Origin of the sequence: Bifidobacterium platyrrhinorum (genome assembly GCF_010667645.1) — a bacterium.
GTDB lineage: Bacteria > Actinomycetota > Actinomycetes > Actinomycetales > Bifidobacteriaceae > Bifidobacterium > Bifidobacterium platyrrhinorum.
Genome location: NZ_WHZV01000003.1, coordinates 75,051 through 100,405, shown reverse-complemented (window position 1 = coordinate 100,405; position 25,355 = coordinate 75,051). Strand labels below are relative to the sequence as shown.

Annotated in this window: 24 protein-coding genes and 2 tRNA genes; 1 reads left to right on the top strand and 25 read right to left on the bottom strand. The window is 67.9% G+C overall.

The genetic code is table 11. The features are described from left to right. Positions 1-221: 221 nt before the first annotated feature. The 20 genes from GFD21_RS04905 to GFD21_RS04810 form a co-directional block, all read right to left on the bottom strand. Entirely contained in the window at positions 222-1,337 is a 1,116-nt protein-coding gene (locus tag GFD21_RS04905) for a LacI family DNA-binding transcriptional regulator (protein WP_163196823.1), read from the bottom strand. A 132-nt stretch (positions 1,338-1,469) separates the two neighbouring features. Further along, positions 1,470-2,150, bottom strand: a complete 681-nt coding sequence (locus GFD21_RS04900) for a ribonuclease HII (protein WP_163196822.1) — start codon at positions 2,148-2,150, stop codon at positions 1,470-1,472. Continuing rightward, complete coding sequence (lepB, locus tag GFD21_RS04895; RefSeq protein ID WP_163196821.1) at positions 2,147-2,920, bottom strand: signal peptidase I; 774 nt, start codon at positions 2,918-2,920, stop codon at positions 2,147-2,149. The genes GFD21_RS04900 and lepB overlap by 4 nt, the downstream gene beginning before the upstream one ends. Positions 2,921-3,095: 175 nt before the next feature. Next, the gene (gene rplS, locus GFD21_RS04890) at positions 3,096-3,461 is read right to left on the bottom strand and encodes a 50S ribosomal protein L19 (protein WP_163196820.1); all 366 of its coding nucleotides are present in this window, start codon (positions 3,459-3,461) and stop codon (positions 3,096-3,098) included. A gap of 342 nt (positions 3,462-3,803) precedes the next feature. Next, the gene (locus GFD21_RS04885; RefSeq protein WP_163196819.1) at positions 3,804-5,132 is read right to left on the bottom strand and encodes an ABC transporter substrate-binding protein; all 1,329 of its coding nucleotides are present in this window, start codon (positions 5,130-5,132) and stop codon (positions 3,804-3,806) included. A gap of 64 nt (positions 5,133-5,196) precedes the next feature. Next, positions 5,197-7,254: a glycoside hydrolase family 43 protein gene (locus GFD21_RS04880; protein ID WP_163196818.1), complete on the bottom strand. Its 2,058-nt coding sequence runs from the start codon at positions 7,252-7,254 to the stop codon at positions 5,197-5,199. A 10-nt stretch (positions 7,255-7,264) separates the two neighbouring features. Further along, entirely contained in the window at positions 7,265-8,065 is an 801-nt protein-coding gene (locus GFD21_RS04875; protein ID WP_163196817.1) for a carbohydrate ABC transporter permease, read from the bottom strand. Between the two features lie 19 nt (positions 8,066-8,084). Next, entirely contained in the window at positions 8,085-8,963 is an 879-nt protein-coding gene (locus tag GFD21_RS04870; RefSeq protein WP_225431671.1) for a carbohydrate ABC transporter permease, read from the bottom strand. Positions 8,964-9,379: 416 nt separating this feature from the next. Beyond that, positions 9,380-10,408, bottom strand: a complete 1,029-nt coding sequence (locus GFD21_RS04865; protein WP_163196815.1) for a LacI family DNA-binding transcriptional regulator — start codon at positions 10,406-10,408, stop codon at positions 9,380-9,382. Positions 10,409-10,542: 134 nt separating this feature from the next. Beyond that, positions 10,543-11,001, bottom strand: coding sequence for a DUF1893 domain-containing protein (locus tag GFD21_RS04860; protein ID WP_163196814.1), 459 nt, complete (start codon positions 10,999-11,001; stop codon positions 10,543-10,545). Beyond that, positions 10,994-11,581: an ECF transporter S component gene (locus GFD21_RS04855; RefSeq protein ID WP_163196813.1), complete on the bottom strand. Its 588-nt coding sequence runs from the start codon at positions 11,579-11,581 to the stop codon at positions 10,994-10,996. The genes GFD21_RS04860 and GFD21_RS04855 overlap by 8 nt, the downstream gene beginning before the upstream one ends. 21 nt (positions 11,582-11,602) lie before the next feature. Next, entirely contained in the window at positions 11,603-12,532 is a 930-nt protein-coding gene (locus tag GFD21_RS04850) for a DUF362 domain-containing protein (protein WP_225431669.1), read from the bottom strand. Positions 12,533-12,601: 69 nt separating this feature from the next. Further along, positions 12,602-13,429, bottom strand: a complete 828-nt coding sequence (locus GFD21_RS04845; protein ID WP_163196812.1) for a hypothetical protein — start codon at positions 13,427-13,429, stop codon at positions 12,602-12,604. 216 nt (positions 13,430-13,645) lie between these two features. Continuing rightward, entirely contained in the window at positions 13,646-15,346 is a 1,701-nt protein-coding gene (gene pgi, locus GFD21_RS04840) for a glucose-6-phosphate isomerase (RefSeq protein WP_163196811.1), read from the bottom strand. A gap of 165 nt (positions 15,347-15,511) precedes the next feature. Then, the gene (locus GFD21_RS04835) at positions 15,512-16,513 is read right to left on the bottom strand and encodes an AEC family transporter (RefSeq protein WP_163196810.1); all 1,002 of its coding nucleotides are present in this window, start codon (positions 16,511-16,513) and stop codon (positions 15,512-15,514) included. Positions 16,514-16,577: 64 nt separating this feature from the next. Continuing rightward, positions 16,578-16,658 (bottom strand) — tRNA-Leu (locus GFD21_RS04830). A 147-nt stretch (positions 16,659-16,805) separates the two neighbouring features. Then, positions 16,806-16,878: transfer RNA gene (locus GFD21_RS04825), tRNA-Thr, on the bottom strand. Positions 16,879-16,974: 96 nt separating this feature from the next. Beyond that, positions 16,975-17,697, bottom strand: a complete 723-nt coding sequence (locus GFD21_RS04820) for a non-canonical purine NTP pyrophosphatase (protein WP_163196809.1) — start codon at positions 17,695-17,697, stop codon at positions 16,975-16,977. Positions 17,698-17,740: 43 nt separating this feature from the next. Continuing rightward, positions 17,741-18,505 (bottom strand): ribonuclease PH, encoded by a 765-nt coding sequence (gene rph, locus GFD21_RS04815; RefSeq protein WP_163196808.1) that lies wholly within the window; start codon positions 18,503-18,505, stop codon positions 17,741-17,743. Between the two features lie 30 nt (positions 18,506-18,535). Then, positions 18,536-19,165: a Pr6Pr family membrane protein gene (locus GFD21_RS04810; RefSeq protein WP_163196807.1), complete on the bottom strand. Its 630-nt coding sequence runs from the start codon at positions 19,163-19,165 to the stop codon at positions 18,536-18,538. 223 nt (positions 19,166-19,388) lie between these two features. Between GFD21_RS04810 and GFD21_RS04805 the strand changes: the two genes are divergently transcribed. Then, entirely contained in the window at positions 19,389-20,708 is a 1,320-nt protein-coding gene (locus GFD21_RS04805; RefSeq protein WP_163196806.1) for a nicotinate phosphoribosyltransferase, read from the top strand. A gap of 82 nt (positions 20,709-20,790) precedes the next feature. On the opposite strand, the gene ilvN is transcribed toward GFD21_RS04805, so the two are convergent. The 5 genes from ilvN to GFD21_RS04780 all read right to left on the bottom strand — a co-directional run bounded on the left by ilvN (position 20,791) and on the right by GFD21_RS04780 (position 25,287). Then, positions 20,791-21,348, bottom strand: a complete 558-nt coding sequence (gene ilvN, locus GFD21_RS04800; RefSeq protein WP_163196805.1) for an acetolactate synthase small subunit — start codon at positions 21,346-21,348, stop codon at positions 20,791-20,793. Position 21,349: 1 nt separating this feature from the next. Further along, a complete protein-coding gene (locus GFD21_RS04795; protein WP_163196804.1) occupies positions 21,350-23,296 on the bottom strand; it encodes an acetolactate synthase large subunit in 1,947 nt (648 codons plus the stop codon). Between the two features lie 213 nt (positions 23,297-23,509). After that, positions 23,510-24,283 (bottom strand): ribonuclease III, encoded by a 774-nt coding sequence (gene rnc / locus GFD21_RS04790; RefSeq protein WP_225431668.1) that lies wholly within the window; start codon positions 24,281-24,283, stop codon positions 23,510-23,512. Between the two features lie 89 nt (positions 24,284-24,372). Further along, the gene (gene rpmF / locus GFD21_RS04785; protein WP_101621787.1) at positions 24,373-24,567 is read right to left on the bottom strand and encodes a 50S ribosomal protein L32; all 195 of its coding nucleotides are present in this window, start codon (positions 24,565-24,567) and stop codon (positions 24,373-24,375) included. Positions 24,568-24,684: 117 nt separating this feature from the next. Continuing rightward, entirely contained in the window at positions 24,685-25,287 is a 603-nt protein-coding gene (locus GFD21_RS04780) for a YceD family protein (RefSeq protein ID WP_163196803.1), read from the bottom strand. Positions 25,288-25,355 lie beyond the last annotated feature (68 nt).

Below are 25,355 nucleotides of genomic sequence, written 5' to 3'. Positions count from 1 at the left end.
GGCCATCACCGCCCGATCGTCGTTCCGTGCGCGTCACCGCACCCCTTCGTTGGGTGGCTGTTAACGCTCACAATTTCCGTATTTCATTGTAACGGCCACGGGGCCGTATCACAAGCCCGACGTGTCCCGAAAGATAACGGTTTGATAACAGGTCATCGACCGGGCTGATACCGGCGGAACCGCACCCGCGCGACGTCGTCCCGCACCCGGCGACCCCCCCGTCACACGCGCGGCACCGGCCCCAGCGAGATGCGGTCGCACACCGTGGCGGGCACGAGCCCCACGCCGTGCTGCGAATTCGGCAGCGCCGGCTCCTGCCCCTCGCCGAGCAGGCGCAGCACCTCGCGCATCGCGGCCGTGCCGAGCCCCTCGAAGTCCGGGCGCACGGTGGTCAGCGGCGGGAACATGTTGTCCATGCCGGTCATGTCGTCGAAGCCCACGAGGCTCACGTCCTGCGGGATGCGCAGGCCGTGCTCCTGCAGCGCGCGCGCCACGCCCACCGCCTGCGCGTCGTTCGCGGCGACGACCGCCGTGGGCAGCTTCGCGCCGGTCACGCCGGCCGTGTCGATGAGACGGTTCATCTTCGCGTACGCCTCCGAGGACTCCCACGTGGTGCAGCGCATGACCTGCGTCTGGATCGCCTCGGCGCCGGCGAGCGTCTCCCACGCGGCCAGTCGCGTGGCGGCGTCGCGCCAGTCGGCGGGGCCGGCGAGATACAGGACGCGACGGTGCCCGGCCGACCTGACGAGCCTGAGCACATCGGCCATCGCGCCCCACTGGTCGATGCCGACGAACGACGTGCGCGGCAGGTCGTCGGCGGGGATGAGCGAGCGCGCCTCGCGCATGCTCATCCCGCCGTGCGTGGAGGTGACGATGACGCGCGGCTGGCTCACGCGGGCGCGGCAGGCCACGTCGAGCATCACGTCGGTGGGCGTCAGGAAGATGAACGCGTCGACGTTCTGCTCGTTGAACGTGTCGATGAGGTCGTCGAACTCCTTCTGCGTGCACAGCGCCTCGTGCACCATCATCACGCTCATGAACAGGCCGTGGCCGCGCGCGATCGACTCGATCGACGAGATGGCGGAGATCGGACCGAAGAACTTGAGGCCGCCGGCGATCAGGCCGATGGTGCGCGAACGGCTCGAGGCGAGGGCCCGGGCCGAATTGGACGGACGGTAGCCGAGTTCGCGGATGGCGGCCTTGACGCGGGCGCGCGTGGCGTCGGAGACGTCCGGCGAGTTGTTGATGACGCGGGACACGGTCTGGTGGCTGACGCCCGCGAGTTTGGCCACCTCGAACATCGAGGGGCGTTTGTTGGTTTTGCGTCCGGAAGCCATACCTCTTCTCCTCCCGCGCGTCACTGCACTACTGGCGCAAGTGTAGCGCGTATGACATCACGACACGTGAGCGTTCACATGCATACCCCCGATATATCGGGGGACGCCTCCCCGCCGCTCGTCATTGGCTTCTCAGACAAGTTTCCAGGAGAGGCGGTGCAGGTCGCTGGGGCCGTGTTCGGCGATGGCGGCGCGGTGCGCCTCGGTGCCGTAGCCCTTGTTGTGCGCCCACTCGTAGACGGCGTAGCGCGGGTCGTCGGCGAGCGCGGTCATGAGCCGGTCGCGCGTCACCTTCGCGATGACGGCGGCGGTGGCGACGGTCGCGCAGGAGCGGTCGCCCTTGACCTTGGTCGTCACGTCGGCGGGGACCGGCACGTCGGGCGCGTCGAACGTGTTCAGCGCCTTGGTGATGTAGTCGCTCGGGCCGTCGAGGATCGCGCCGACGCGCACGCCGGAATCCCCCACCCCCAGCTTGCGTTCGGCTTCGGCGAGCGCGCGCAGGGCGGCGATGCCGAGCGCGTGGGTGATGCCCCATTCGTCGATCTCCGCGTTGCTCGCCGCGCCGACCGCCCACGCGGCGGCCCAGTCGGTGAGTTCGTCGTGGATGGCTTCGCGGCGGTGTTCGGTGAGGAGCTTGGAGTCGGCGACGCCGTCGGGCACGGCGAGGTGCGCGAGGTCCTTGGCGCGGATGACGGCGCAGCCGACCATGACCGGGCCGGCGAGCGCGCCGCGGCCGACCTCGTCGAATCCGGCGATGAGGTCGTAGCCACGTGCGGCGAGGTCGCGTTCGAGGTCGAGCGTGGGGGTGATCATGCGGAGGCCCCCGCGGGGACCTTGTCGAAGACCTCGTGGTGGGCGTCGAGCGATCCGAGGCGGCTCAGCGGCCAGTATCGGCACAGGCCCACGCCGACCACGTTGCCGACGGGCACGAGGCCGTGGTCGCCGTCGTCCTGGTGGTAGCGGGAGTCGGCGGAGTTGGCGCGGTTGTCGCCCATGACGAAGACGTGGCCGGCGCTGACCTTCACGCTGAACGGGAAGGCGCTGGGCTGCACGCCGGCCTTGAGGTAGGCGCTTTCGTCGATGGCGACGCCGTTGACCTTGACGGGTTGGCCGGCGCCTTCGCATTCGACGGTGTCGCCGGGCAGGCCGATGACGCGTTTGATGAGGTAGTCGCCGGCGAGCGGGCCGGAGGACTGCTCGTTGGCGAGCCAGTCGGCGGGGTCGTGGAAGACGACCACGTCGCCGCGTTTGAGTCCGAAGGCCCGCTCCGCCTGCTTGAAGGTGATGACGCGGTCGCCGGGTTCGATGGTGCTTTCCATCGACCGGGTGGGGATCTCGTAGAAGCCGACGAGGAAGATGCGGATGAGCACGACGATGAGGATCGGGATGCCGCACCAGATGAACGTGTCGAGCCAGGACATGCCCGCGTCGCGTTTGGCGCCGGAACGGGCGGCGACGTGCGCCCCCGGACCGCCCGCCCCTCCGGTCGCGCCGGCGGCCGGCGGCATGTCGGACGGGTCGATGCCGTGGTCGGCCACCGCGAAGGTGTGACGGTCGCGCGCGTCGATATCGGAATCTGCCATGGGCCCTCCTCGAAGAAACTCCGCCCATCATAATCGCGCGTCTGCCCACGCGCGGGGACGCCGGCCGCGGCGGCCGGTTCCGCAAGCGCACGCGGCATACGTCCCGAAAACGGCGAACGGCCCGGAATCATGGCGATTCCGGGCCGTCATCCTACGCATGACGCGTGATGCGAACTCACTTGGCGGAGTTGTCGCGACGCTCGACGATACGAGCGGCCTTGCCGCGCAGGGCGCGCAGGTAGTAGAGCTTGGCGCGACGGACGCGGCCGCGGCGGACCAGCTTGATGGAGTCGATGGACGGGGAGTGGACCGGGAAGCGGCGCTCCACGCCGGTGCCGAAGCTGATCTTGCGGACCACGAAGGTCTCGCGCACGCCGGCGCCCTGACGGGCGATCACCACGCCGGTGAAGGTCTGGATACGGGAGTTGTTGCCTTCCTTGATCTTCACGTTCACGTCGACGGTGTCGCCGGGACGGAAGGCCGGGATCTCCTCGGCGGGCTTGAGGTGCTTGGCGTCGAAAGCCTCGATGGCGTTGACCATGGTTGTTCCTTAGGTGCCGCCGCATATCGGCCACCGGTCGGGGCGCGTGCACGACCCGCGTCTTCCCGCGGCCCCGGGCGACATTCCGCCCGGCGAATGCACACGCCGATGTCTTCCCCTCCCGGGTCCGCCCGGAAGGGATGCCGATCCGCCGGGAGCGGGCCTTGCGGCCGCCCGGCTGGACCTGATGCGACGGGGGTTTATGCGGCGACCCCCGCCGCGGCACACAGCAATCATCTAGGTTACTGCGTGACCGGGACAGGGGTCGCGGTTCCCGCCGGCGGATGACGGCGGATGCCGACGGGAGTCGGCGGAAGCCGACGGTGCCGGCGGAGCGGGCCGTCAGCGGTCCAGTCCCTCGCTGACCTGCTGGATGGCCTTGAGGGCGGAGTCGACGGTGGCGTCGCCGGTGTAGATGTTCTGCATCTGCACGCCGATCTCGTCGTTGAGCTCCTGCGAGGTGAGCTTGCGCTCGAGCTTGGAGGAGGCCTGGCCCTTGGTCACCAGGTCGATGCTGGCCTTGGCGGACTCGGTGGCGTCGGACGGCACCTGGACCTTCATGTCCTTGGCGACCGGGGCGCCCTGCAGCGTGTTGATCCACTCCTGCTGGCCCTCGCCGGTGGTCATGAACTCGACGAACTTCATGGCGGCCTCCTTCTTCTTGGAGTCCTTGTTCACGGCCAGGCCGAAGTCCACGCCGGTGGTGGGGCCGGTGTCCTTGTCGCCCACGGTCGGGAACTCCATCATGCCCAGCTCGTCCTTCTCCACGGCGGTGCCCTTGGTCTCGTCATTGGGCAGCACCGCGGAGACGTGCCAGGAGCCGGTCGGGAAGAACGCGGTCTTGCGGGCGTAGAAGTAGTTGTCGCGGGCGTCCGGGTAGGTGGAGGTACCCACGGCGCCGTCCTGGAACAGGCCGTCGTCGATCATCTGCTTCCACGCCTTCATGGTCTTGACGAAGGTCGGGTCGGTGAAGGACTTCTTGCCTGCGGCGGCCTTGTACACGTCGCCCTCGCCGTACTGGTTGGACAGCCACACGAAGATGTCGTCGAGGTGCCAGCCGTCCTTGGCGCCCAGGGCCATCGGCATGAGGCCCTTGGAGGTGAGTTCCTTGTTCGCGGCGACCAGCTCGTCGTAGGTGGTGGGCACCTTGACGCCGTTCTCGTCGAGCAGGGTCTTGTTGTACAGGATGTACTCGGAGCCGGAGGTGATGGTCGGCATGGCCACCATCTTGCCGTCCGCGTTGGTGGTCTGCTCCACGGCGCCCTCGGCCACCTTGGAGTCCCAGCCGGGCATGTACTGGTCGGCCAGGTCCTTCATGTCCTCGGCGAAGCGGCCGTACTGCTCCACCGTGGAGCCGGCCTGCACGCCGAACACGTCCGGGCCTTCGCCGCCGGCCATCGAGGTCTGCAGCTTCTTCTGGTAGTCGGCCATCTCGGAGGTGCGCCACCAGTTGATCTTGATGTTCGGGTACTTCTTCTGGAAGGCCGCGTAGATGGTCTTCCACTGGGCGTCGGTGGGCTGCCAGGTCCAGAAGGTCAGCTCGACCGGGTCGTCCTTGGTGCCCAGCCCCTCGTCGGACCCGCCGGCGGAGCTGGAGCCGCAGCCGGCCAGAAGGCCCACGGACATGGCCAGCGCGCCCACGGCGGCGACCGTCTTCTTCATGGTGAACATGGTGTTCTCCTTTTCTTGTTCCTTTTCCTTGGGTTGGTTCACTCCGTTGTGGAAGCGGGGAAATCTATGGTTCCGGGTGGCGTTCGGGGACGATGGACGTCCTCGCGTACCCGGTCAGGCAGGTGCGGTCGAGGACGATGCGCACGCGGGCGTCCGCGTCCTCGAGCGGCATCCTCCAGGTGCGGCCCCGCACGTGCATGCGCATCACGCCGCCGACGGCCTCGACGCGCACGGTGAGCATCGCGCGACCGAGACGGTCCCGCCGGACCGCCCCGCCGATCTCGCGCAGGCGTTCCGGGGTCGCGGCCGCGTCCAGCGGCTCGCCGCCGTGCATCAGCGTCGCGCCTCCCGCGGTGATGGACATCCGGTAGCCGCCCACGGCGATGAGCGTCTGCCCGCGGTCGGCGTGCGAGGCGAAGTCGAGCACGAACCGGTTGCCGTCCAGGGGCCGGTCGAGGGTGATCGACGCGGGCCGCACGCCGCGCGGGCGCACGCCTTCCCCGATGACCAGCCGTTCGTCGGTGCGGATCTCGCGGCCGAGGTCGCGCAGGCGCGCGCCCCACAGGTTCACGTGCTCGGTGGACGCGTACGCGGCGAACCCGGCGGCGGTGCGCACGGCGAACAGGCCGGTGCGGCCGGGATCGTCGCTGATGGTGCAGGAGGCGAAGGCGCGTCCGTCGATGGACACGTCCAGCCGGCAGTAGCGGCGTTCGACGCGGTATTCATGCCACGCGTTGAGGTCGAGCCCCGCGAACCCGGAGCGGATCACGCGTTCGGAGGCAACGCCGCCGATCACGTCGACGACGGCGATCAGGCCGCGGCCGGAGTCGATCTCGACCTTGGTGAGGTTGAGGTCGTCCGCATAGCGCACCACGATGCCGAACCGTGCGCCCAGCGGCGTCACGGGGGCCTTGGCCCAGACGTCCACCACGCGTGTGGCGGAGGGTTCGCCGGACACCGCCATGAAGGAGGACTCCCCGTCGGCGACGAGCACCGGGTCGTCGGACGCGGGCGACGCCGTCGCGGCCGCGCCGGACACCACGGTCCAGTCGGGGCCGAGGCCGTCCGCGAAGTCGTCGTGGACGGTGCCGGCGAGCGGCGCGTCCTGCGCGTCGGCGGTGGGCCCGGGGGTGTCGAGCCCGTTTTCGGCGTAGTACAACGGGTCGATGCGCATCACGCGCTGCTCGGTGCCCACGTACAGTTCGTCGTCGGCGTTGCGGCCGTGGTAGACGATCCAATCGTCGACGGCGTTGGGCGCGCGCACGATGGAGTTGTGGCCGGTGCCCTCCACCCGCGGGCTGCGGATGAGCAGCGGGTCGAAGCCGGAGCCGTTGAGCTGCTTGGTCCAGTCGAGCCCGTCGATGTGCGCCTCGGTGCGGTCTGCGGGCAGCGGGGCGTGCGAGTAGCCGACGAAGTAGTCCTCGTGCTCGTAGGCGTTCGCGGAATAGGTGATGAACGCCCTGTCGCGGTACGTGAAGTAGGTGGCGCCTTCGACGGTGTGCCAGTCGCGGCCGTCGCCGAAGCGGTTGCGGGCGAAGATCTCCTCGTCCATCGTGGGCGTGATGAGCGGACGGGGCCGCCCCTCGCGCTCGAACGGGGTGACGAGGCGGTCGATCATCACCGACGTGCCGGGGCGGTCGTCGGACAGACCGGTGACCTGGTTGTCGGCGTAGAGCAGGTAGAGCCGGCCGTCGTCGCCGTAGACCACCTGGGAGTCGATGGCGAAGGTGTCGAACAGCTCCGCGCGCTTGGCGAACGGGCCGAGCGGGTCGCGGCTGACGGCCACGCGCATGATCTCGGTGTGGGTGTCGGTCTCGTCCTCGGGCATGTTCGAGAAGTACATGTGGAACACGCCGTTGATGAGGATCACGGAGGGGGCCCAGAAGTTCCTGCGGCCCGGCTCGGTGTAGCAGTAGCCGTGCGAGGTCCAGTGGACGAGGTCCGGCGAGGTGGAGACCAGGACGCCGTGCTCGTCGGTGGCGTAGCAGTAGTAGAGGCTGCGGCAGCGGATCACGAACGGGTCCGGGGCGGTGTGGACGGCGCCGTCCGCGTACGGGACCGGGTTCACGTACGTGTGCTCGGTGATCGGGGCCGTCGCGGGGGCGGATGCATGTGCGGTCATCTCGTTCACCTCAGCTCTTCACGGCGCCGGCGGTGATGCCGGACTGCAGCCACTTCTGGCTGATCAGGTAGACGATGATGGACGGGATGGTCATGAGGATCAGGGCGGCGTATTCCTGGGCGACCATCTCCGGGGTCTGGCTGCGGGTCTCCATGAAGTAGGTGGAGGCGAGCGTGACGGTGTACTTGGTCTCGTCGCGGATGAGCAGCAACGGGATGAGGTATTCGTTCCAGGAGTAGACGAAGGTGAGCACGCCGGTGGTGGCGATCATCGGGGTGGACACGGGCATGAGGATGCGCAGGTAGATGCGCCAGGTGGAGCAGCCGTCCACGCGCGCCGCCTCGATGAGCTCGTTGGGGATGCCGTCGAAGTAGTTGCGCCACAGCAGCAGCATCTGCAGGGCGTTGAACGCCACGAGCGGGATGATCATGCCGAGGTAGGTGTTGGTCAGGCCGAAGGTCTTGATGGTGAAGAACAGCGGCATGGTGACCGAGGCGATCGGCACGGCCATGCAGGCGAGCATCGCCACGTAGATGACGTTCTGGCCGATGAACTTCATCTTGGAGAAGGCGAAGCCCGCGAGCGAGGTGATGAACACCACCACGACGGCCGTGGCCAGGGCGATGAACAGCGAGTTGAACACCACGCGGAAGTAGTGCACGTCCGGGTTGGCGATGACCGAACGGTAGCTTTCGACGCCGCCCACCTGCAGGGACTTGGTGATGGCCGTGACGATGGGGAACAGCCAGATCGCCAGGAAGAAGAACAGGACCACGTACATGATCGTCGTGGTGCTGATTTTGCGCTTCATGATGCGTTCCTTTCCCGATTCACCGGTTGGCCCGGTTGTTGACGACGACCTGGATGATGGAGAGCACCACGGCGATGATGAGCACCATCACGCCGATGGCCGCGGACAGGCCGCCGTTGAACTGCTGGACGCCGGCCTTGTACAGGTAGGTGTTGAGGAACTCGGTGGAGCGGCCGGGGCCGCCGCCGGTGGTCTGGATGACGATGTCGAAGGTCTTCAGGGAGCCTACGATGCCGAGCAGGATGAGCGTGTTGGTGGTGCCGGACAGGTTCGGGATGGTGATGCGGAACAGCGTGTTCCAGAACCCGCAGCCGTCGATCTTGGCGGCCTCGTAGATGTCCTCCGGGATGGACATGAGCCCGGCGTAGTAGATGATCATCGAGAAGCCCATCCATTCGAAGATGTTGATGGCGCAGATCGAATAGAGCGCTATCTTCGGGTCGCCGAGCCAGCTCTGGGCCAGGAAGTCAAGGTGCAGGAAGCGCAGCGCCTCGTTGATGGCGCCGACGTTCGGGTCCATGATGATGCGGAAGATGGCGGCGATGATGACCGGCGCCATGGCGATCGGCATGAAGAAGATGGCCTTGAAGAAGTTCGATCCGGGCAGCCGCTCCTTGAGGATGACGGCGAGGATGAGGCCGAGGCCGGCCTGGATCACCACGGTGACGACCATGAAGATGATGTTGTTCTTCAGCGCGGTCCAGAACACCGATCCGGGCGCGAGCAGCTTGGCGTAGTTTTTCAGCCCGATGAAGTCCATCTCGTCGGAGATGCCGTCCCAGTCGGTGAACGACGTGGCCACGGTGAAGCCGATGCAGTAGTAGATGAACACGCCGGAGAGGATGACCAGCGGCGCGATGAACAGGTACGGGCGCAGCTTGGCCTTCCACGAGTTCATCGATTCGCCGTCGGCGCGGGCTCGGCTTCGCGATGCCCGATCGACCCCTCCCCCGCGGGCCGCGGCCTTCGTCCGGCCAGCGGAAACGCCCTGTGCGTTCGCCGTCATGGTGACCTCCCTTGGTTCCTGGTTCCCGAACTCTCTTGTAGAACGTTTCAGAACTGATGGGTGGAACACTGCCGGAAAACCGCCTCGGCAATGATTCCACGCCCTTCCGGGGCCGCTGCGCCCCGGTTTTTCTAGAACGTTTCAGATTTGTTTGACGGTCTCAATTCTATAACGATTCAGAATCGTGTCAAATCATGGATGCCGACAGGCCCTCACCCGTTGGGGCCATTGGCGACACGCCGACGCCGAACATCCCGTCGCACCGGCACGGGCGCGACCGGGCGACCCGACGGACCGGGCGGACGAGTTCACACCCGCGGGGAGGAATCGCGGTACCTGAGCCGGAAGGCGACGTCTATGCGGCTTCGGGGCGCACGCCCGCCCGCCTCGAGCTGGCTCAGGATCGACTCTATCCCCAGCCTGGCCACCTGCGCGCGGTCCGGATCCACGGTGGTCAGCGAGGGGATCGTGTACTTCGCCTCGTCGATGTCGTCGAACCCCACCACGCGCACGCTCTCCGGCACGCGCACGCGCATCTCGCGCAGCTGGCTGATCACGCCCATGGCGAGCAAGTCGTTGAGCGCGAAGATGCCGTCCGGCCGGATGCCCTGCGCGTACATGTCGCGCACGGCCTTGGCGCCCTCGGCGCTGGTCCAGTCGCCGATCTCGCGGATCAGTTCGGGGCGCAACGGGCGCCCGTAGTCGGCGAGCGCGGCCACGTACCCTTTGGTGCGCATGGAGCGCGACGACGCCACCGTGTCGTCCAGGGTGCCCCCGATCACCGCTATGGTGCGGCAGCCGGCCTTGAGCAGATGTTCGGTCGCGGCCTGGGCGGCGGCCTCGTTCGCGATCAGCACGTGCGGCGCCGGCGCGCCGAACACGCGTTCGCCCAGGATCACCAGCGGGTAGTCGCCTTCGAGCTCGTGGACGTCCTCGGCGCGCAGCTGGGTGGGGCTCAGGATCAGGCCGTCGGTCATGTTGCTGGCCATGGCGCGGGCGCTGTCGATCTCGCGGCGGCGGTCGTTGCCGGTCGATTCGATGATCACGCGGTAGCCGTGTTCGCGCGCCTGCTTGATCATCTCCTCGGCGAGTTCGGCGAAGTAGATCTGGTTGAGGTCCGGCAGGGACAGGGAGATGAGGCCGGTGCGCCCGGACCTGAGGTTGCGGGCCTGCCGGTTGGCGACGTAGCCGAGCTCGTCGATGGCTTTGCGGATGCGTTCGCGCGTGGCGGCTTTCATGTACGGGTAGTCGTTGAGATAGTTCGAGACGGAGGCCACCGAGACCTGCGCGCGCTTCGCCACGTCGTGGAGCGTCGCCTTGCGTGAGCCCGCGGCCATCCGAGTACCTCCCTGCCGGATACGCCGCGCGGGGCGCTGTGGCGCCGGCGCGGACACGAACCGTTCTGAAATGATTCAGATTCCAGCTCCAGCATAACCCACGGGTCGCGCGGCCGCGCGCGGCGTATCGGAGGTCAGCGGCGCGCGGCCATAAGCCTTGCCACGGCGGCGCGGATGGCGGGTTCGGCGGCCATGGGATCGTCGATGCGTTCGACCGAACGCTCGATCGGGCACATGCCGTCGCCCGCACGGTCGAGGATGACCGGCACCAGGGTGCCGTAGGACGCCGCGATGCCGTGGGCACGCAGGGCGGCGAGTCCGGCCTCGCTCATCGTGCGCGCCCACACGGACTTGGCGCCGAGACGGGCGTAGAGCAGGGCGGCGCCCTTGCCGACCACGCGGTCGGCGGCGCAGAACCCGTCGAGGCGGCGGTGTTCGGCGAGCCAGACGAGCAGCGGCCGCACGCCCCGGCCGGTGCCGGTCAGCGTCTCGACGCGGCCGTCCGCGTCGGTGCGGCGGGCCACGCAGCCGAGGGCGTCATCGGCGAGCAACGCGGCACGGGCGCGGGAGAGGTCCGCGGTGCCTTCAGTCACGATGACGGTCCACGACGGCCATGACGACGGGGACGAGCACCCATTGCAGCACGAGGCCGGGCATGCCGGTGCCGACGGCCGTCCACACGCTCGCGACCGTCATCTGCGTGTTCCCGAGGAACGCGACGGCCACGGCGATGGCGAGCGCGTCGACCAGGCGGCCGGCGACCTGGGCGGCGAGGAGCTTGCCCAGCCATCCGAGCGGGGACGGCACGGCGACGGGCAGGCGCACGCCGCGCAGCAGGCCGGCGAACAGGCCGTAGGAGGCGAGTTCGATGACCATGAACGGCACCATCGGGGCCATCGGCATGCCGGTGAGGGCGAAGCTCGCGAGCGGGGCGAGCGCGCCGGTGGCGAGTCCCGCGAACGGGCCGGCGAGCAGCCCCACGAGCAGTACGGGCAGGTGCATGGGCAGCAGGGTCTGGCCGATCATCGTGCCCAGGCCCGTCGCGGCGCCGGCGAGGTGGAAGACCTGCGGCAGGGCGACGGCGGCCACGACGGCGATGATCGTGGCGATGGATTGGAACTTCACGGACGGCAGCGCGTAGGCGCGGGCCGAAGCGGTGGTTTGCGGTTGCATGATGGATGCTCCTTCGGGATGTCAGCGCTTGTCGAGGTCGACGAGCTGGTATTCGCGGCTGCCGAGGCCCATCTCGACGGCGTGTTCGATGGTGTGGATGCCGTGGCGCGATTCGATGCGCTCGATGAGCGGCTCCTTGTTGTCGTGCGAGACGTAGACCATGTCGACGCACGCCTGGTCGACGGCCACCGGGTCGAGCGAGGCGCAGATGCCGATGTCGTCCATGACGGGCGCGTGCGGGTTGCCGTCGCAGTCGCAGTCGACGGACAGGTTGTTCATCACGTTGACGAAGCACATCTCGCCCTTGAGCGTGTTGAACACGGCGGTGGCGGCTTCGGCCATGGCTTCGAGGAACGCGTCCTGGTCGCCGCCGAACGGGTTGGGCAGGATCTCGTCCTGTCCGGAGTGGAGGCGCTTCTTGCCGCGCGAGGAGGCCATGCCGATGGAGATGTTCTTCAGGGCGCCGCCGAAGCCGCCCATCATGTGCCCTTTGAAGTGCGAGAGCACGGCGTAGTAGTCGTAGTCCGGGAAGTGGGAGCCGACGATGTCGGCGGTGATGCGCCTGCCGCCCTCCACGGGGATCTCGATCTCGCCGTCCTCGTCCTGGATGTCGCAGGGCGCGATGTCCGTGAACCCGTGCTCGCGGATGGTCTTCCAATGGTGTTCGGTGGTGTCGCGGGTGCCCGCGTACGCGGTGTTGCATTCGACGATGGTGCCGTCGAGCCGCTGCACGAGGTCCATGATGAGCGCCGGTTGCAGATAGTGCGTGTTGCCGCCTTCGCCGGAGCTGAGCTTGACGGCCACTTTGCCCTGCGGTTTCGCGCCGAGCGCGTCGTAGGCGCGCATGAGGCCCGCCGGGCTGATGTCGCGGGTGAAATAGACCTTGGGCGCCATCGGGTAGTCGGTTTCGTGCGCCCCGGGGGTCCTGTCCGTTCCGGTCGTCGTGGTCATGTCCTGCCTCCTTGCCTGCATGATTGACTTCCGGTTCCAAGGATAGACGCCCGGGGCGCCCGGGCCGTCTCACATGAGCCAGTGGGTGGCGCAGGCGGCGAGGAAGACAAGCAGGCCGAGGCGCATGACCGGCACCATGCCCGTGCCCATCCATGAGTAGGGGCCGGGGTGTTCGAGCGCGTTCCACCGCTTGGTGGAGAGGCGCAGCAGCACGACCGCCGCCACGACGAGCACGGCGAACACCGCCCAGCCCGTGGCGGAGGCGGCTTCGGGGGTCATCATGTCGGAGAACAGCGCGGGCAGGAAGATCCAGCAGGCGCCGGCGAGCGACGTGCAGCCGGATTCGAGGCCGATGCGCACGTAGTCGTCCTCGTCGCCCTTGGCGTGGGCGCGGCCGGTCCACAGGAACGACACCGCGGCGATGAGCAGCGCCGCGATCACGAGGAACGCCGCCCAGCGCAGGTAGGTGGAGTCGACGTAGAACTCGCTGGGGATCACGAACAGGCCGGCGACGACGAACGTGACGGCGGCGACCATGCGTCCATACAGCGACTGGGCGTCGCTGCCGCCGAACGGCCAGCCGAAGATCATCATCATCGTGGCGGAGGCGGCCAGCATGCCCGAGCCGATGATGCCGCCCGGCGTGCGGACGCCGAGCGTGTAGACGATGCCGAAGAGCAACGCGTAGGAGATCATCTGCGTGATGACCACGGTGAACTCGCCGTGCCTGGTCATGCCCGGGCGCACCGGGCCGGTGGCGGCGCGTCCCTTCGCCTGGCCGCGCGACGCGCGGTCGTCGCGCACGCGCACGGTGTGCGTCCGCGCCTCGGCGGCCTGTTCGCGTTCGGCCTTGCGGCGTTCGAGCTTGCGTTGCTTCTGCGGGCTTCTGGTTGCCATGTCGTTTCCTCGTCTCCCCTACGAATGATGCCCGGCGCCGTCGAGGCGCCGGGCATCATCTTACTTCACCCCGAACCGGCGGGGAATCCCGTCGGTTCAGTCAATTCCGCAATCAGAACTCGCGGTTCTTACGGTACAAACGGTCCAGTGGACCGTTTGTGGATAGGCCCAACCGAGCCAACCCGCAGGAACGAATCCCGATCGACGCGGATCCGATCAGAACTCGCGGTTCTTACGGTAGAACTCGATCAGCGACTGCGTGGACGCATCCTGGGCGGCGAGGGCCTCGTCGTCCTTGGAGATGGCCGGGGTGATCTGCTTGGCGAGCTGCTTGCCAAGCTCGACGCCCCACTGGTCGTAGGAGTCCAGGCCCCACACGGTGCCCTCGACGAAGGTGATGTGCTCGTACAGGGCGATGAGCTCGCCGAGCGCGAACGGGGTCAGGGCCACGCCGAAGATGGAGGTGGTCGGGCGGTTGCCGGTGAACACGCGGGCCGGGACGATCTCCTCCGGCGTGCCCTCGGCGCGCACCTCGTCGGCGGTCTTGCCGAACGCGAGCGCCTTGGTCTGCGCGAAGTAGTTGCCGAGGAACAGCTCGTGCACGTCCTGGTCGCCGTCCTTGGTCGGGTTCGGGGTGTTCACGAACGCGATGAAGTCGGCCGGGATGAGCTGGGTGCCCTGGTGGATCAGCTGGTAGAAGGCGTGCTGGCCGTTGGTGCCCGGCTCGCCCCAGAAGATCTCGCCGGTCTCGGTGGTGACGGGGGTGCCGTCCCAGCGCACGGACTTGCCGTTGGACTCCATGGTGAGCTGCTGCAGGTAGGCCGGGAAGCGGTGCAGGTACTGGTCGTACGGCAGCACGGCGTGGGAGGCGGCCTTGAAGAAGTTGCGGTACCAGACGTTGAGCATGCCGAGCAGCACGACGACGTTCTTCTCGAACGGCGTGTTGGCGAAGTACTCATCGATCTCGTGGAAGCCGTGCAGGAACTCCTCGAAGCGGGCCGGGCCGAAGACGACGGCCAGGGAGGTGCCGACGGCGGAGTCGACGGAGTAGCGGCCGCCGACCCAGTTCCAGAAGCCGAACGCGTTGGCCGGGTCGATGCCGAACTCGGCGACCTTCTCCAGGTTGGTGGAGACGGCGACGAAGTGCTTCTTGATGGCCTCGGCCTTCTGGGCCTCGTCGTTGTCGGAGATGGCGCCGTTGGCGGCGAGCTCCTCGAGCAGCCAGGTGCGGGCCTCGCGGGCGTTGGTCAGGGTCTCCAAGGTGGTGAAGGTCTTGGAGACGATGATGAACAGGGTGGTCTCCGGATCGAGGCCCTTGGTCTTCTCGGCCAGGTCGTTCGGGTCGATGTTGGAGATGTAGCGGGCGGAGATGCCGGCGTCCGCGTACGGCTTGAGCGCCTCGTACGCCATGACGGGGCCCAGGTCGGAGCCGCCGATGCCGATGTTGACGACGGTCTCGATCTTGCGGCCGGTCACGCCGGTCCACTTGCCGGAGCGCACGTCGTCGGCGAAGGCGTAGATCTTGTCGAGGGTCTCACGCACGTCCTTGACGGTGTCCTGGCCGTCGACGATGTACTTGCCCTCGTCCTCGACCGGGCGGCGCAGCGCGGTGTGCAGCACGGCGCGGTCCTCGGTGTTGTTGATGTGGACGCCGCTGTACATGGCCTTGATGCGCTCGTCGAGCTTGACTTCCTTGGCGAGGTGCACGAACAGCTGGAGGGTCTCCGGCTTGATGAGGTTCTTGGACAGGTCGAAGTGCAGGTCGCCGGCGTCGAAGCTCAGCTCCTTGACGCGGTCGGAGTCTTCGGCGAACCACTTCTTGAGGCTGATGCCCTCGGCCTGAAGCTCGTCGTAGTGCTTCTGCAGGGCGACCCACGCCGGGGTGGTGGTGGCGTCAATGGGAGGATTGATGGCCATGGATTCCATTCCTTTCATCATTGATTGGAAACGGCGTGCGGGCCGCTTGGTCGCCGGTCCGCCTACCGTTCCGTATCACGCAACAGAATACTCACAAAAGCGGACACAACAACACAAAAAGAACACCGGACTACGCCCCGGCGACGTAGCGGTGAACGGACGGGGTCACACGCCCATCAGCGCGTGGGCGCCGGCCATCATCACCAGGGCGATGATGGCGGTGAACGCGAGCGAGAACCCGGCGAGCTTCGCGTTGCCGAGCACCTTGTCGGTGAACAGCGTGGAGAAGATGGCGATCGGGGCGAGCACGCAGATCACGAGCACCGCGCGGATCTCGGCGGTGAACGGCAGCAGGAACCACGCGACGCACGCGAACGCGACGGCGAACGGCAGACGCCAGGCGACCACCGCCATCACCTCCTTCACGTCGTGGCCGCCGCGCGGCAGGTCCATGAGCATGCCGACCATGAACATCGAGCAGAACGCGTTCGCGCCGCTCAACGGCTGGGTGATGGTCGCGATCCAGTCGGGGATGCGGATGTTCGCGGCCATGAGCACGACCATGAGCATGTAGGTGTCGAACGGCACGGAACCGAAGAAGCTTTTGAACACGTTCTTGGCGAAGGCGCGCCGGGCGAGGCGTCGGGCGTCGCGGTCCTTCGGCCTCTCGTACGGCAGGGTGGGCGCGTCGCCCGCATGCTGTTCGGCGAGCGTCTTGCCCGGCCGGATGTGCAGCAGCTGCTGGGTCATGACGTTCGTGCCGGCGGCGACCATGACGCAGTTGCCGATGTCGAACATGGCGGCGGGCACCACCGCGCCCGCGCCCCAGAACGCGGTGACGACCGGGAAGCAGAAGCAGCCGAGGTTGAAGCCGGCACCGTTGAGCATGAGGAACGCGCGGTCGGCCACGTTGCGCCGGCGCGTGGTCAGGTAGATGAGCACGGGCGGGACGAGCGCGCAGCAGAAGCCGAACACGCTGAGCCACAGATAGCTCATGTCGTGCGGGTTCGTGGCGAACGAGTAGACGACCGCGCCGGGCAGCACGACGTTGAACTCGGCGGTCTGGATGACGCGGTAGTCCTTCGCGCCGAACAGGCCGAAGCGCTTGAACAGGTATCCGGCCAGGATGATGAGCAGCAGCGAGGCCGGGCCGAGTATCGCCGACATGGTCTTCCCTCCCCCACCCCGCGGCCGTGCGGTCCCGGATTGGACGGGCCCGGGGATGTGTGCGTGCGCGAGATGGGACTCGAACCCACACGTCCGAAGACACAGGAACCTAAATCCTGCGCGGCTACCATTACGCCACTCGCGCGCAAGAAGACAATCTATCAGTCGGCGGGGAGAACATCGGGGGCAATCCTGCGGACCGGACGAGACCGGACGGGTCCGGACGCAGGCCGGCACGGACCGGCCGGCAACGAAAAACCCGGGTTCGGAAAGGACCGAACCCGGGTGCCGGAGCCACTTGTCAGAATCGAACTGACGACCTGCTCATTACGAGTGAGCCGCTCTACCGACTGAGCTAAAGTGGCTTTGCGCTTGGGAAGCATACGCTACCCATGCACAAGAGAAGAAGTATAGGGCACATCACGGAAAACGCCAAACCGGTGCGCCCCGCGTGTCGCGCGCTAGCGCAGCAGCGCCTCGATGGCCGGCACGAGCGCCTTCAAGGCCTTGCCGCGGTGCGAGATCGCGTTCTTCTCGGACGGCGTCATCTCGGCGCTGGTCAGCGGTTCGCCCTCATGGTCGGGATCGTCGCTGACGCGGCCCGGCTGGTCGTCCGGCACGAAGATCGGGTCGTATCCGAACCCGTGCTCGCCGCGGGGCCGGCGGATGATGCGGCCGGGCATCTCGCCGACCTCCACCGTCTCGGAGACGATGACGTGGTGGGCGGCGAGCGTCGCGTCGTCTCCCGAGGCGACGGCGTCGCCCGAGGTGGCGTCCACCTCGTCGCCGGGCACGACGAGCGCGGCGGCGCAGCGGAAGCGGGCGGTGCGCTTCGCATCCGGGATGTCCTCGATCTGGGCGAGCAGCAGCGCATTGTTCGCCTTGTCGTGGCCGTGCGCGCCGGCCCAGCGGGCGGAAAGGATGCCGGGGGCGGCGCCCATCACGTCCACGATGAGGCCGGAATCATCGGCGACGGCGGGCAGGCCGGTGCGGCGGGCCACGTCACGCGCCTTGAGCAAGGCGTTCTCCTGGAAGGTGACGCCGGTCTCGACCGGGTCGGGCAGGTGCAGCGAGCCGGCGGAGACGAGCTCCACCCGGGCGGCGTCCGCGCCGAGGTCCTCCTCGAGGATGCGGCGGATCTCCACGAGCTTGCCTTCGTTGTGCGTGGCTACGACGAGTTTCATGCGGGTTCCTTCTTGTTCGATGGGTCGGATCGGCGGACGTCCGTCAGTCGAGGGCGAGCGCGGCGCGCTGGGCGGCCTGCAGCTCCTTGTTGCCCTTCTCGGCGAGGTCGAGCAGCACGCCGAGCTCGGCGCGCGTGAACGGGCGGTGTTCGGCGGTGCCCTGCAGTTCGATGAACGCGCCGTGGCCGGTCATCGCCACGTTCATGTCGGTCATGGCCTGGCTGTCCTCCACGTACGGCAGGTCGAGCATCGGCGTGCCGTTGATGACGCCCACGGACACGGCGGACACGTAGTCGGTGACGACCTGGTCGGCGGACTTGATGTGGCGGTTCGCCTCGGCCCAGCGCATCGCGTCGACGAGCGCGACGAACGCGCCGGTCACGGAGGCGGTGCGGGTGCCGCCGTCGGCCTGGAGCACGTCGCAGTCGATCTGGATCTGGTTCTCGCCCAGTGCCTTCATGTCGACGACGCCCCTGAGGCAGCGGCCGATGAGACGGCTGATCTCGTGCGTGCGGCCGCCGATCCTCCCCTTGACGGATTCGCGGTCGGTGCGCTCCTTGGTGGCGCGCGGCAGCATCGCGTATTCGGCGGTGACCCAGCCGAGTCCGGAGTCCTTGCGCCAGCGCGGCACGGTGGGCGTGAACGTGGCGGTGCACATCACGCGCGTGTTGCCGCATTCGATGAGCACGGAGCCTTCCGGCGCGTCCGTGAAGTGGCGGGTGATGCGCACCGGACGCAGTTCGTCGACCTTGCGTCCGTCCTGACGGGTGATGGAACGATTGCCCAGCATATCTGTGATTTCAACCATACGGCCCAGCTTACGCCACGGATCCGGACCTCACCGGCCCAGCAGGGGCTTGGGCGGCAGGATGCGGTCGACGACGAAGACGAGCAGGCTCAGCGCGAGGAACCCGACGGCCAGTTTGCCGCAGTTCATGCCGAACCGCGTCCATCCCAGGACGTTGAGGTCGATGAACGTGTACGGGTACGGGTTGCCGCCCGCCGCCGGCCCGCCCGTGGGGAGCATGGCGGCGCGCACGAGCACGAACGCGAGGTACGCGGGGAAGTAGATGAGCCACGAGAACATGTAGTGCCACCGGAACCGGCGGTGCGGGTCGAACGCGATGAAATCGACGACCGCCATGATCGGCGCCACCCGGTGCAGCCAGGTGTTGGTCATCACCCCGAGCACCTGCGGCACGTACGCCGGGTCGTCCGGCGGCATGAGCAGGAACGCGACCACGGCCGTGACCACCGCGTACAGGGTGAGGCACCCCTTGAGCCAGGCGGGCGGCTGGACGCCCCTGAGGATGCTGGCCGCCCCGGCCCAGAGCATCACGACGCCGAGCGCGAACCCGGTCTGGAACGTGAAGTACGTCCAGAATTCGGGCCGGCCCCACGCCTCGTACGTGCCGACGAAGCACATGGCGGCGATCGCCAGCCGCCACAATCCCGCGATGAATCCCATACCGCCAGTGTACGCAGTTCACGATTGTCCCGCCCGGGGAATCGTGAACCGGAAACGCACACGGCCGCACACCCGACGCATCGGACATCGGCCCGGTTCCGGGCCCGCCGATGTCCGTTCGCACACGTCCCCGGTTCACGATTGCCGTAACCGGAATCCCGTGAACCGGAGTAGGCTGGTTGGCAACGCTAACAGAGAGCCCCATCGGGTCAAGGGAGAGAACATGGATTATTCACCGGCGTTGATGACCGACATGTACGAATACACGATGCTGGACGCGTGCCTCAAGGACGGCACCGCGAACCGCAAATGCGTGTTCGAGGTGTTCACGCGTCACCTGCCCGAAGGCCGCCGCTACGGCGTGGTCGCCGGCACCGGCCGCATCCTCGACGCGCTCGAGCGCTTCCACCTCGACGACGAGGACCTGCGCTTCCTCGCCGACCGCCACGTGGTGAGCCCCGAGACCATCAAGTGGCTCGAGGACTTCCGCTTCTCCGGCACCATCAAGGGCTACCGCGAGGGCGAGATGTTCTTCCCGAACTCCCCCATCCTCGAGATCGAGGGCACGTTCGGTGAATGCACGCTGCTCGAGACGCTCGTGCTGTCCGTCCTCAACTACGATTCCGCGGTCGCCTCCGCGGCCAGCCGCATGGTCTCCGCCGCGAAGGACCGCCCCTGCATGGACATGGGCGGGCGCCGCACCAACGAGTGGGCGGCCGTCGCCGCCGCACGCGCCGCGGTGGTCGGCGGCTTCAAGGGCACCGCCAACCTGCTCGCCGCGCAGATGTACGGCCTCAAGGCCATCGGCACCGCCGCACACTGCTTCACGCTCGTGCACGACACCGAACGCCAGGCCTTCGAGTCGCAGATCGCCGCGCTCGGCAAGAACACGACGCTGCTGGTCGACACGTACAACATCGAGGAGGCCGTCAAGACGGCCGTCGAGGTCGCCGGACCGGAACTCGGCGGCGTGCGCATCGACTCGGGCGACCTCGCCCTGATGGCGCAGCGCGTGCGCAACCAGCTCGACGCGCTCGGCGCCACGAACACGAAGATCACCGTCACCAACGACCTCGACGAGTACGCGCTCGCCGCGCTGCAGACCGCGCCGGTCGACTCGTACGGCGTGGGCACGATGCTCGTCACCGGTTCGGGCGCCCCCACCTGCGCGATGGTGTACAAGCTCACCGAACGCGAGGGCGCGGACGGCACGATGCAGACGGTCGCCAAGAAGTCGAAGAACAAGGCCACCGTGCCGGGCAGGAAGCTCGCCTACCGCTCCTACGAGTACAACCTGGCCGACGTCGAGCACGTGGTCTCCGGCTCCGAGGAGCAGCTGGCCGCGTTCACGCCCGACGAGGGCTGGAAGGACCTCATGGTCACCTACGCGGACCATGGCGACATCGACCCGCAGTGGCAGGGCCACGACGCCATCATGCGCGCGCACGAATACCGCGCCAAGGCGCTGGCCGAGCTGCCCATCGCCGCCCAGAGCCTCATGCGCGGCGACCCGGTGATTCCGACAGAGATCACGGTCCTGTAAGGACCGACCTCCTGCAACGACGAAGGTGGGGCGCACCCGAAAGGGCGCGCCCCACCTTCGCATATGCCAGCCGAACAGGGACTCAGCGGCCGGTGATCTCGGAGCCGATGACCTTTTCGGCCAGGGCCTTCGGGCCGCGCGTGACGGCGACCGCGCCGGAACGCACCAGTTCGATGACGCCGTAATGCTCCAGCAGACCCAGCAGCGCGTCGATCTTGCCTTCCGCACCGGTGGCCTCGATGGTCAGCGACTCGGGGTTCACGTCGACCACACGCACGCGGAACAGGCGCACGATCTCGAGCACGTCGGAACGGTTGGACTCGTCCGCCGCCACCTTGATGAGCACGAGCTCGCGCTCCACCGTGGTGTTCGGGTCGAGCTCGACGATCTTGAGCACGTGCAGCAGCTTGTTGAGCTGCTTGATGATCTGCTCGAGCGGCACGGCCTCCACGTCGGCCGTGACGGTCACGCGGGAGATGTCCGGGCGCTCGGTGGGCGAGACGGACAGCGAGTTGATGTTGAACGCGCGGCGGGCGAACAGGCCGGCGATGCGGGCCAGCACGCCCGGACGGTTCTCCACCAGCACGGACAGCGTATGGCGCTCGGAACCGGGCTTGGATGCGGGGTAGTTCGCGGGCATGTCAGTTCTCCTTCCCGTTCTCGGCGACATCGGCGGCGGCCGCGGCGTTCACGTACGCGTCTCCGGCCTCGTCGTCCAGCAGGGGCTTGACGCCCGGGCGGTACGTCACCTCGTCGTTCGACTTGCCGGCGGCGACCATCGGCCACACCATGGCGTCCTTCCACACGCGGAAGTCGATGAGCACCGGACGGTCGTCGATCTCGTTCGCCTTCCTGATGGCCTCGACGGCCTCCTCCTCGGTGAACGCGCGGAACGCGACACAGCCGTAGGCTTCGGCCAGCTTCACGAAGTCCGGCACCTCGAGCGGCAGCTCGCCGGCGGCGGCCTGCGCGTCGCCCTCGGCGCCGTGCGCCTCGCCGTCGAGCAGGTTCGTCTGCGAGTAGTGGTGGTCGTAGAACAGGGTCTGCCACTGGCGGACCATGCCGTACACGGAGTTGTTGAGCAGCGCGATCTTCACCGGCGTGCGCGCGAAGAACGCGGCCGCCAGCTCCTCGCTGGTCATCTGGAAGGAGCCGTCGCCGTCGATGAGCCACACCGGCTTCTTCCCGTCGAACTCGCGGGCCGAACCTACGGAGGCGCCGATCGCGGCCGGCAGGCCGAAGCCCATCGTGCCGAGGCCTCCGGAGGAGATCCACGACTTCGGGTTCTCGAAGTCGATGAACTGCGTGGCCCACATCTGGTGCTGGCCCACGCCGGTCACCCAGATGGTGGACGGGTCTGCCATGTCGGAGAGGGTCTTCACGACCCACTGCGGGGCGAGCGATCCGTCGGTCGGCTCGTCCCAGGTCATCGGGTACTGCTTGCGCCAGTAGTCGATGCGGTCCCACCACGGCTTGTGGTTCGGCTTGGGCGTGATCGCCTGCGCGCGTTCGATCTCCGGGATGAGGTCGTCGAGCACGGTGGCCACGTCGCCCACGATCGGCACGTCCGGCGTGCGGTTCTTGCCGATCTCGGCCGGGTCGATGTCGATGTGGATGACGCGCGCGCCGGGCGCGAACGCGTCGAGCTTGCCGGTCACGCGGTCGTCGAAGCGGGCGCCGATGGCGACGAGCAGGTCGCAGCGCTGCACGGCGCCGGTGGCGGCCACCGTGCCGTGCATGCCGAGCATGCCGAGGTTGTGCGGGTCGGAGTCGGGCACGATGCCGCGCGCCGGCAGCGTGGTGACGATCGGCGCGTCGGCGATTTCGGCGAGGCGCCTGACCTGCGCGCCGGCGTTGGAGCGCATGGCGCCGCCGCCCACGTACAGCACCGGGCGGTACGACTGGTTGAACAGCTTCGCGGCGTCGGACAGCACGCGGCCGTGCGCCTTCGTGGTGGGGTTGTAGCCGGGCAGGATCATGCGCTGCGGCCACGAGTAGTACATGTCGCCCACCTGCGCGGTCTTCGTGAGGTCCACGACGACCGGGCCGGGGCGGCCGGTGGAGGCCACGTGGAACGCCTCGGCGAGCACGCGCGGGATGTCCTGGGCGCGGGTGACGAGGTACGAGTGCTTGGAGACCGGGTAGGTCATGCCGACGATGTCGGCCTCCTGGAAGGCGTCGGTGCCGATCGCGTTGACGCCCACCTGGCCGGTGATGACGACCATCGGCACGGAATCCATGTTCGCGTCCGCGATGGCGGTGACCACGTTGGTGGCGCCCGGTCCGGACGTCACGATGCATACGCCCACCTTGCCGGTGGCGACCGCGTAGCCTTCCGCGGCGTGGCCGGCGGCCTGCTCGTGGCGCATCAGGATGAAACGGAACTTCAGATCGTCGTTGATCTGGTGGTAGACGGGCAGGATCGCGCCGCCCGGGATGCCGAACACGTCGGTGACGCCCAGATCCTCCAGGGAACGGACCAGCGCCTGCGCGCCGGTCATCTTCTCGCCGTCGACGATGGTCTGCTTGTCGTTCGCGGGCGTCTTGGGCACGCCGCTGAAAGCCTGCAAAGGCGTGGGTAAAGCCATATTCCTCTCACACTTCACTACTTGCTGGTCCTCGCCGGAGCCGCCCGGGGTGGGTCTCCCGGAACCGGAACCGGCCTCGTCGCAGGGGGACGGCCGGTTCGTGACCGGCCGCCGACGCGTGTGCTCCCAGTCTATTCGCTTCGCCGACGTTTGCACGGCGCGGCCCAATGGGCGGAACGCCGCCGGATCGGGCGCGCCGGCGATGCGCGGGCGTCAGTCGTCGAGCCTGTGCCAGGCGATCTCGGCGGCGGCCAGCTGGGCCTTGCGCTTGCTGGAGCCGCGCGCGGTGCCGAGCACCGTCTCGTCGTCGCCGAGCGTGACGCGCGCGGTGAACACCTGCGCGTATTCCGGCCCGGAGACGGACATGTGGTAGACCGGCTCCGGCCGGCCCATCTTGTGCGCCTTGACCGTCAGCGAGGTCTTCCAGTCGAGCGCGGGACCCTCGGTGGCGACCTCGGCGAGCGTGTCGTCGACGAGGCGGTGCACGACCTTGCGCGCGCCGTCGATGCCGTGTTCGACGAACGTCGCGCCGATGAGCGATTCGACGATGTCGCACAGGATGGAGCTCTTGTTCGCGCCGCCCTGCGCCGCCTCGCCGCGGCCGAGCAGGATGTACGGCTCGACGTGCAGCTTCGTGCGGGCGATGGCGCTCAGCGCCTCCTCGCTCACCGCCTTGGCGCGCATCTTGGCGAGCTGGCCTTCGGTCATGTCCGGGTGGATGCGGAAGAGGGTCTCGGTGGCGACGAGCTCGAGCACGGCGTCGCCGAGGAACTCGAGGCGTTCGTAGTGCTTGACGCCGGGGTGCTCGTGCGCGAAGGAGCGGTGGGTGAGCGCCTGCACGAGCAGGTCCGGGCTGATCGTCGTGCCCAGGCGTTCCAGCAGTTCGTTGGCGGCGTCGCCGGACGGGCCGGCGGTGCGCACGACGTGCCCGGTCCCTTCGGCGCCGGCGGTGCGCGCGGCGTGCTCGGATGGCATGGTATCGGTCATTTCGTTATGCTCCTGACTACGCGAAAGCCCCGCCACCCGTCGATGGCAGGGCTTTCTTTCGTGCCGTTGTCAATCAGCTATCACACGGATCACTTGGCGTGACCGGCGCGGATGGCCTCACGGTAGATGCGGCCACGGAAGGAACCGCAGCTCGGGCAGGCCATGTGCGGCAGGGCCGGCTCGCCGCAGTTCGGGCAAGTCACGGTCGCCGTAGCGGTCGCCTTCCAGTTCGCGCGACGCGAGTGCGTGTTGGCGCGCGAGGTCTTGTACTTAGGCAGTGCCATTTCAGTATCCTCTGTTTCGTTCGAACATGTGAGCTTAAGCGTTCAGTACTCTAGCGCACCGTCCGTACAAAGTCACGCGGGTGTCGCGACGGCGGTTCGCCGGTGGGGCGGCGCCCGCTACTCGCCCCGCTCCTCGGCCTCGAGTCGCGCCTTGAGGCCGGCAAGGCCCGCGAAACGGATGTCGGTGGTCTCGTGGTGGTGGTCGGGGTGCTCGTTGAGGTCCACGCCGCACTGGGAGCACAGGCCCTTGCAGTCCTCGCGGCACAACGGCTGCAGCGGCAGCTCCTCGACCAGCGTGTCGCGCAGCAGCGCCTCGAGGTCGGCGAACGCGCCGCCGCCGAGCAGCGGGTAGGTGTCCTCCGACTCCTCCTCGCCGGCGATGATGTCCACCTCGCCCTTGCCGTCGCGGTTCGCGTCACGCTCGGACTCGTACGGGAAGAACGCGGTCACGTTCACGCCCCAGTCGCGTTTGATGGGCTTGAGGCAGCGCGTGCATTCGGCGTGCACCGGCGCGGTGACGCGCGCGGTGAGGATCAGTCCGTCGACGATCGAGTCGAACGATCCGGCGACATGCACCGGCGCGCCCTCCTCGACGCCGATCACCGCGTCGCCGATGCCGCTGGGCGCGGGGAAGTCGGCGTCGACGCTCTTGGACTGGCCGGCACGCGACGCGACCTGCGCCACGGGCACGGCCCACAGGGAATCTTCGGGACGGGCCATCGTCAATTCAGCCTTTCTCTGCTGTGCTGTTCTCGGTATTGCCGCGATATTGTCATATCACCGTACCG

Bases quoted from the DNA above. Each gene is read 5' to 3' on its own strand.
- GFD21_RS04900 (WP_163196822.1), bottom strand. From the start codon at position 2,150: ATGATCACCCCCACGCTCGACCTCGAACGCGACCTCGCCGCACGTGGC.
- GFD21_RS04885 (WP_163196819.1), bottom strand. From the start codon at position 5,132: ATGTTCACCATGAAGAAGACGGTCGCCGCCGTGGGCGCGCTGGCCATG.
- GFD21_RS04845 (WP_163196812.1), bottom strand. From the start codon at position 13,429: ATGGCAACCAGAAGCCCGCAGAAGCAACGCAAGCTCGAACGCCGCAAG.
- GFD21_RS04795 (WP_163196804.1), bottom strand. From the start codon at position 23,296: ATGGCTTTACCCACGCCTTTGCAGGCTTTCAGCGGCGTGCCCAAGACG.
- GFD21_RS04865 (WP_163196815.1), bottom strand. From the start codon at position 10,408: ATGGCCGCGGGCTCACGCAAGGCGACGCTCCACGACGTGGCGAAGCGC.
- rpmF (WP_101621787.1), bottom strand. From the start codon at position 24,567: ATGGCACTGCCTAAGTACAAGACCTCGCGCGCCAACACGCACTCGCGT.
- pgi (WP_163196811.1), bottom strand. From the start codon at position 15,346: ATGGCCATCAATCCTCCCATTGACGCCACCACCACCCCGGCGTGGGTC.
- GFD21_RS04850 (WP_225431669.1), bottom strand. From the start codon at position 12,532: ATGACCACGACGACCGGAACGGACAGGACCCCCGGGGCGCACGAAACC.
- GFD21_RS04855 (WP_163196813.1), bottom strand. From the start codon at position 11,581: ATGCAACCGCAAACCACCGCTTCGGCCCGCGCCTACGCGCTGCCGTCC.
- rph (WP_163196808.1), bottom strand. From the start codon at position 18,505: ATGGTTGAAATCACAGATATGCTGGGCAATCGTTCCATCACCCGTCAG.
- GFD21_RS04835 (WP_163196810.1), bottom strand. From the start codon at position 16,513: ATGTCGGCGATACTCGGCCCGGCCTCGCTGCTGCTCATCATCCTGGCC.
- GFD21_RS04810 (WP_163196807.1), bottom strand. From the start codon at position 19,165: ATGGGATTCATCGCGGGATTGTGGCGGCTGGCGATCGCCGCCATGTGC.
- GFD21_RS04905 (WP_163196823.1), bottom strand. From the start codon at position 1,337: ATGGCTTCCGGACGCAAAACCAACAAACGCCCCTCGATGTTCGAGGTG.
- GFD21_RS04805 (WP_163196806.1), top strand. From the start codon at position 19,389: ATGGATTATTCACCGGCGTTGATGACCGACATGTACGAATACACGATG.
- GFD21_RS04875 (WP_163196817.1), bottom strand. From the start codon at position 8,065: ATGAAGCGCAAAATCAGCACCACGACGATCATGTACGTGGTCCTGTTC.
- GFD21_RS04820 (WP_163196809.1), bottom strand. From the start codon at position 17,697: ATGAAACTCGTCGTAGCCACGCACAACGAAGGCAAGCTCGTGGAGATC.
- GFD21_RS04780 (WP_163196803.1), bottom strand. From the start codon at position 25,287: ATGGCCCGTCCCGAAGATTCCCTGTGGGCCGTGCCCGTGGCGCAGGTC.
- lepB (WP_163196821.1), bottom strand. From the start codon at position 2,920: ATGGCAGATTCCGATATCGACGCGCGCGACCGTCACACCTTCGCGGTG.
- rnc (WP_225431668.1), bottom strand. From the start codon at position 24,283: ATGACCGATACCATGCCATCCGAGCACGCCGCGCGCACCGCCGGCGCC.
- GFD21_RS04870 (WP_225431671.1), bottom strand. From the start codon at position 8,963: ATGAACTCGTGGAAGGCCAAGCTGCGCCCGTACCTGTTCATCGCGCCG.
- rplS (WP_163196820.1), bottom strand. From the start codon at position 3,461: ATGGTCAACGCCATCGAGGCTTTCGACGCCAAGCACCTCAAGCCCGCC.
- GFD21_RS04880 (WP_163196818.1), bottom strand. From the start codon at position 7,254: ATGACCGCACATGCATCCGCCCCCGCGACGGCCCCGATCACCGAGCAC.
- ilvN (WP_163196805.1), bottom strand. From the start codon at position 21,348: ATGCCCGCGAACTACCCCGCATCCAAGCCCGGTTCCGAGCGCCATACG.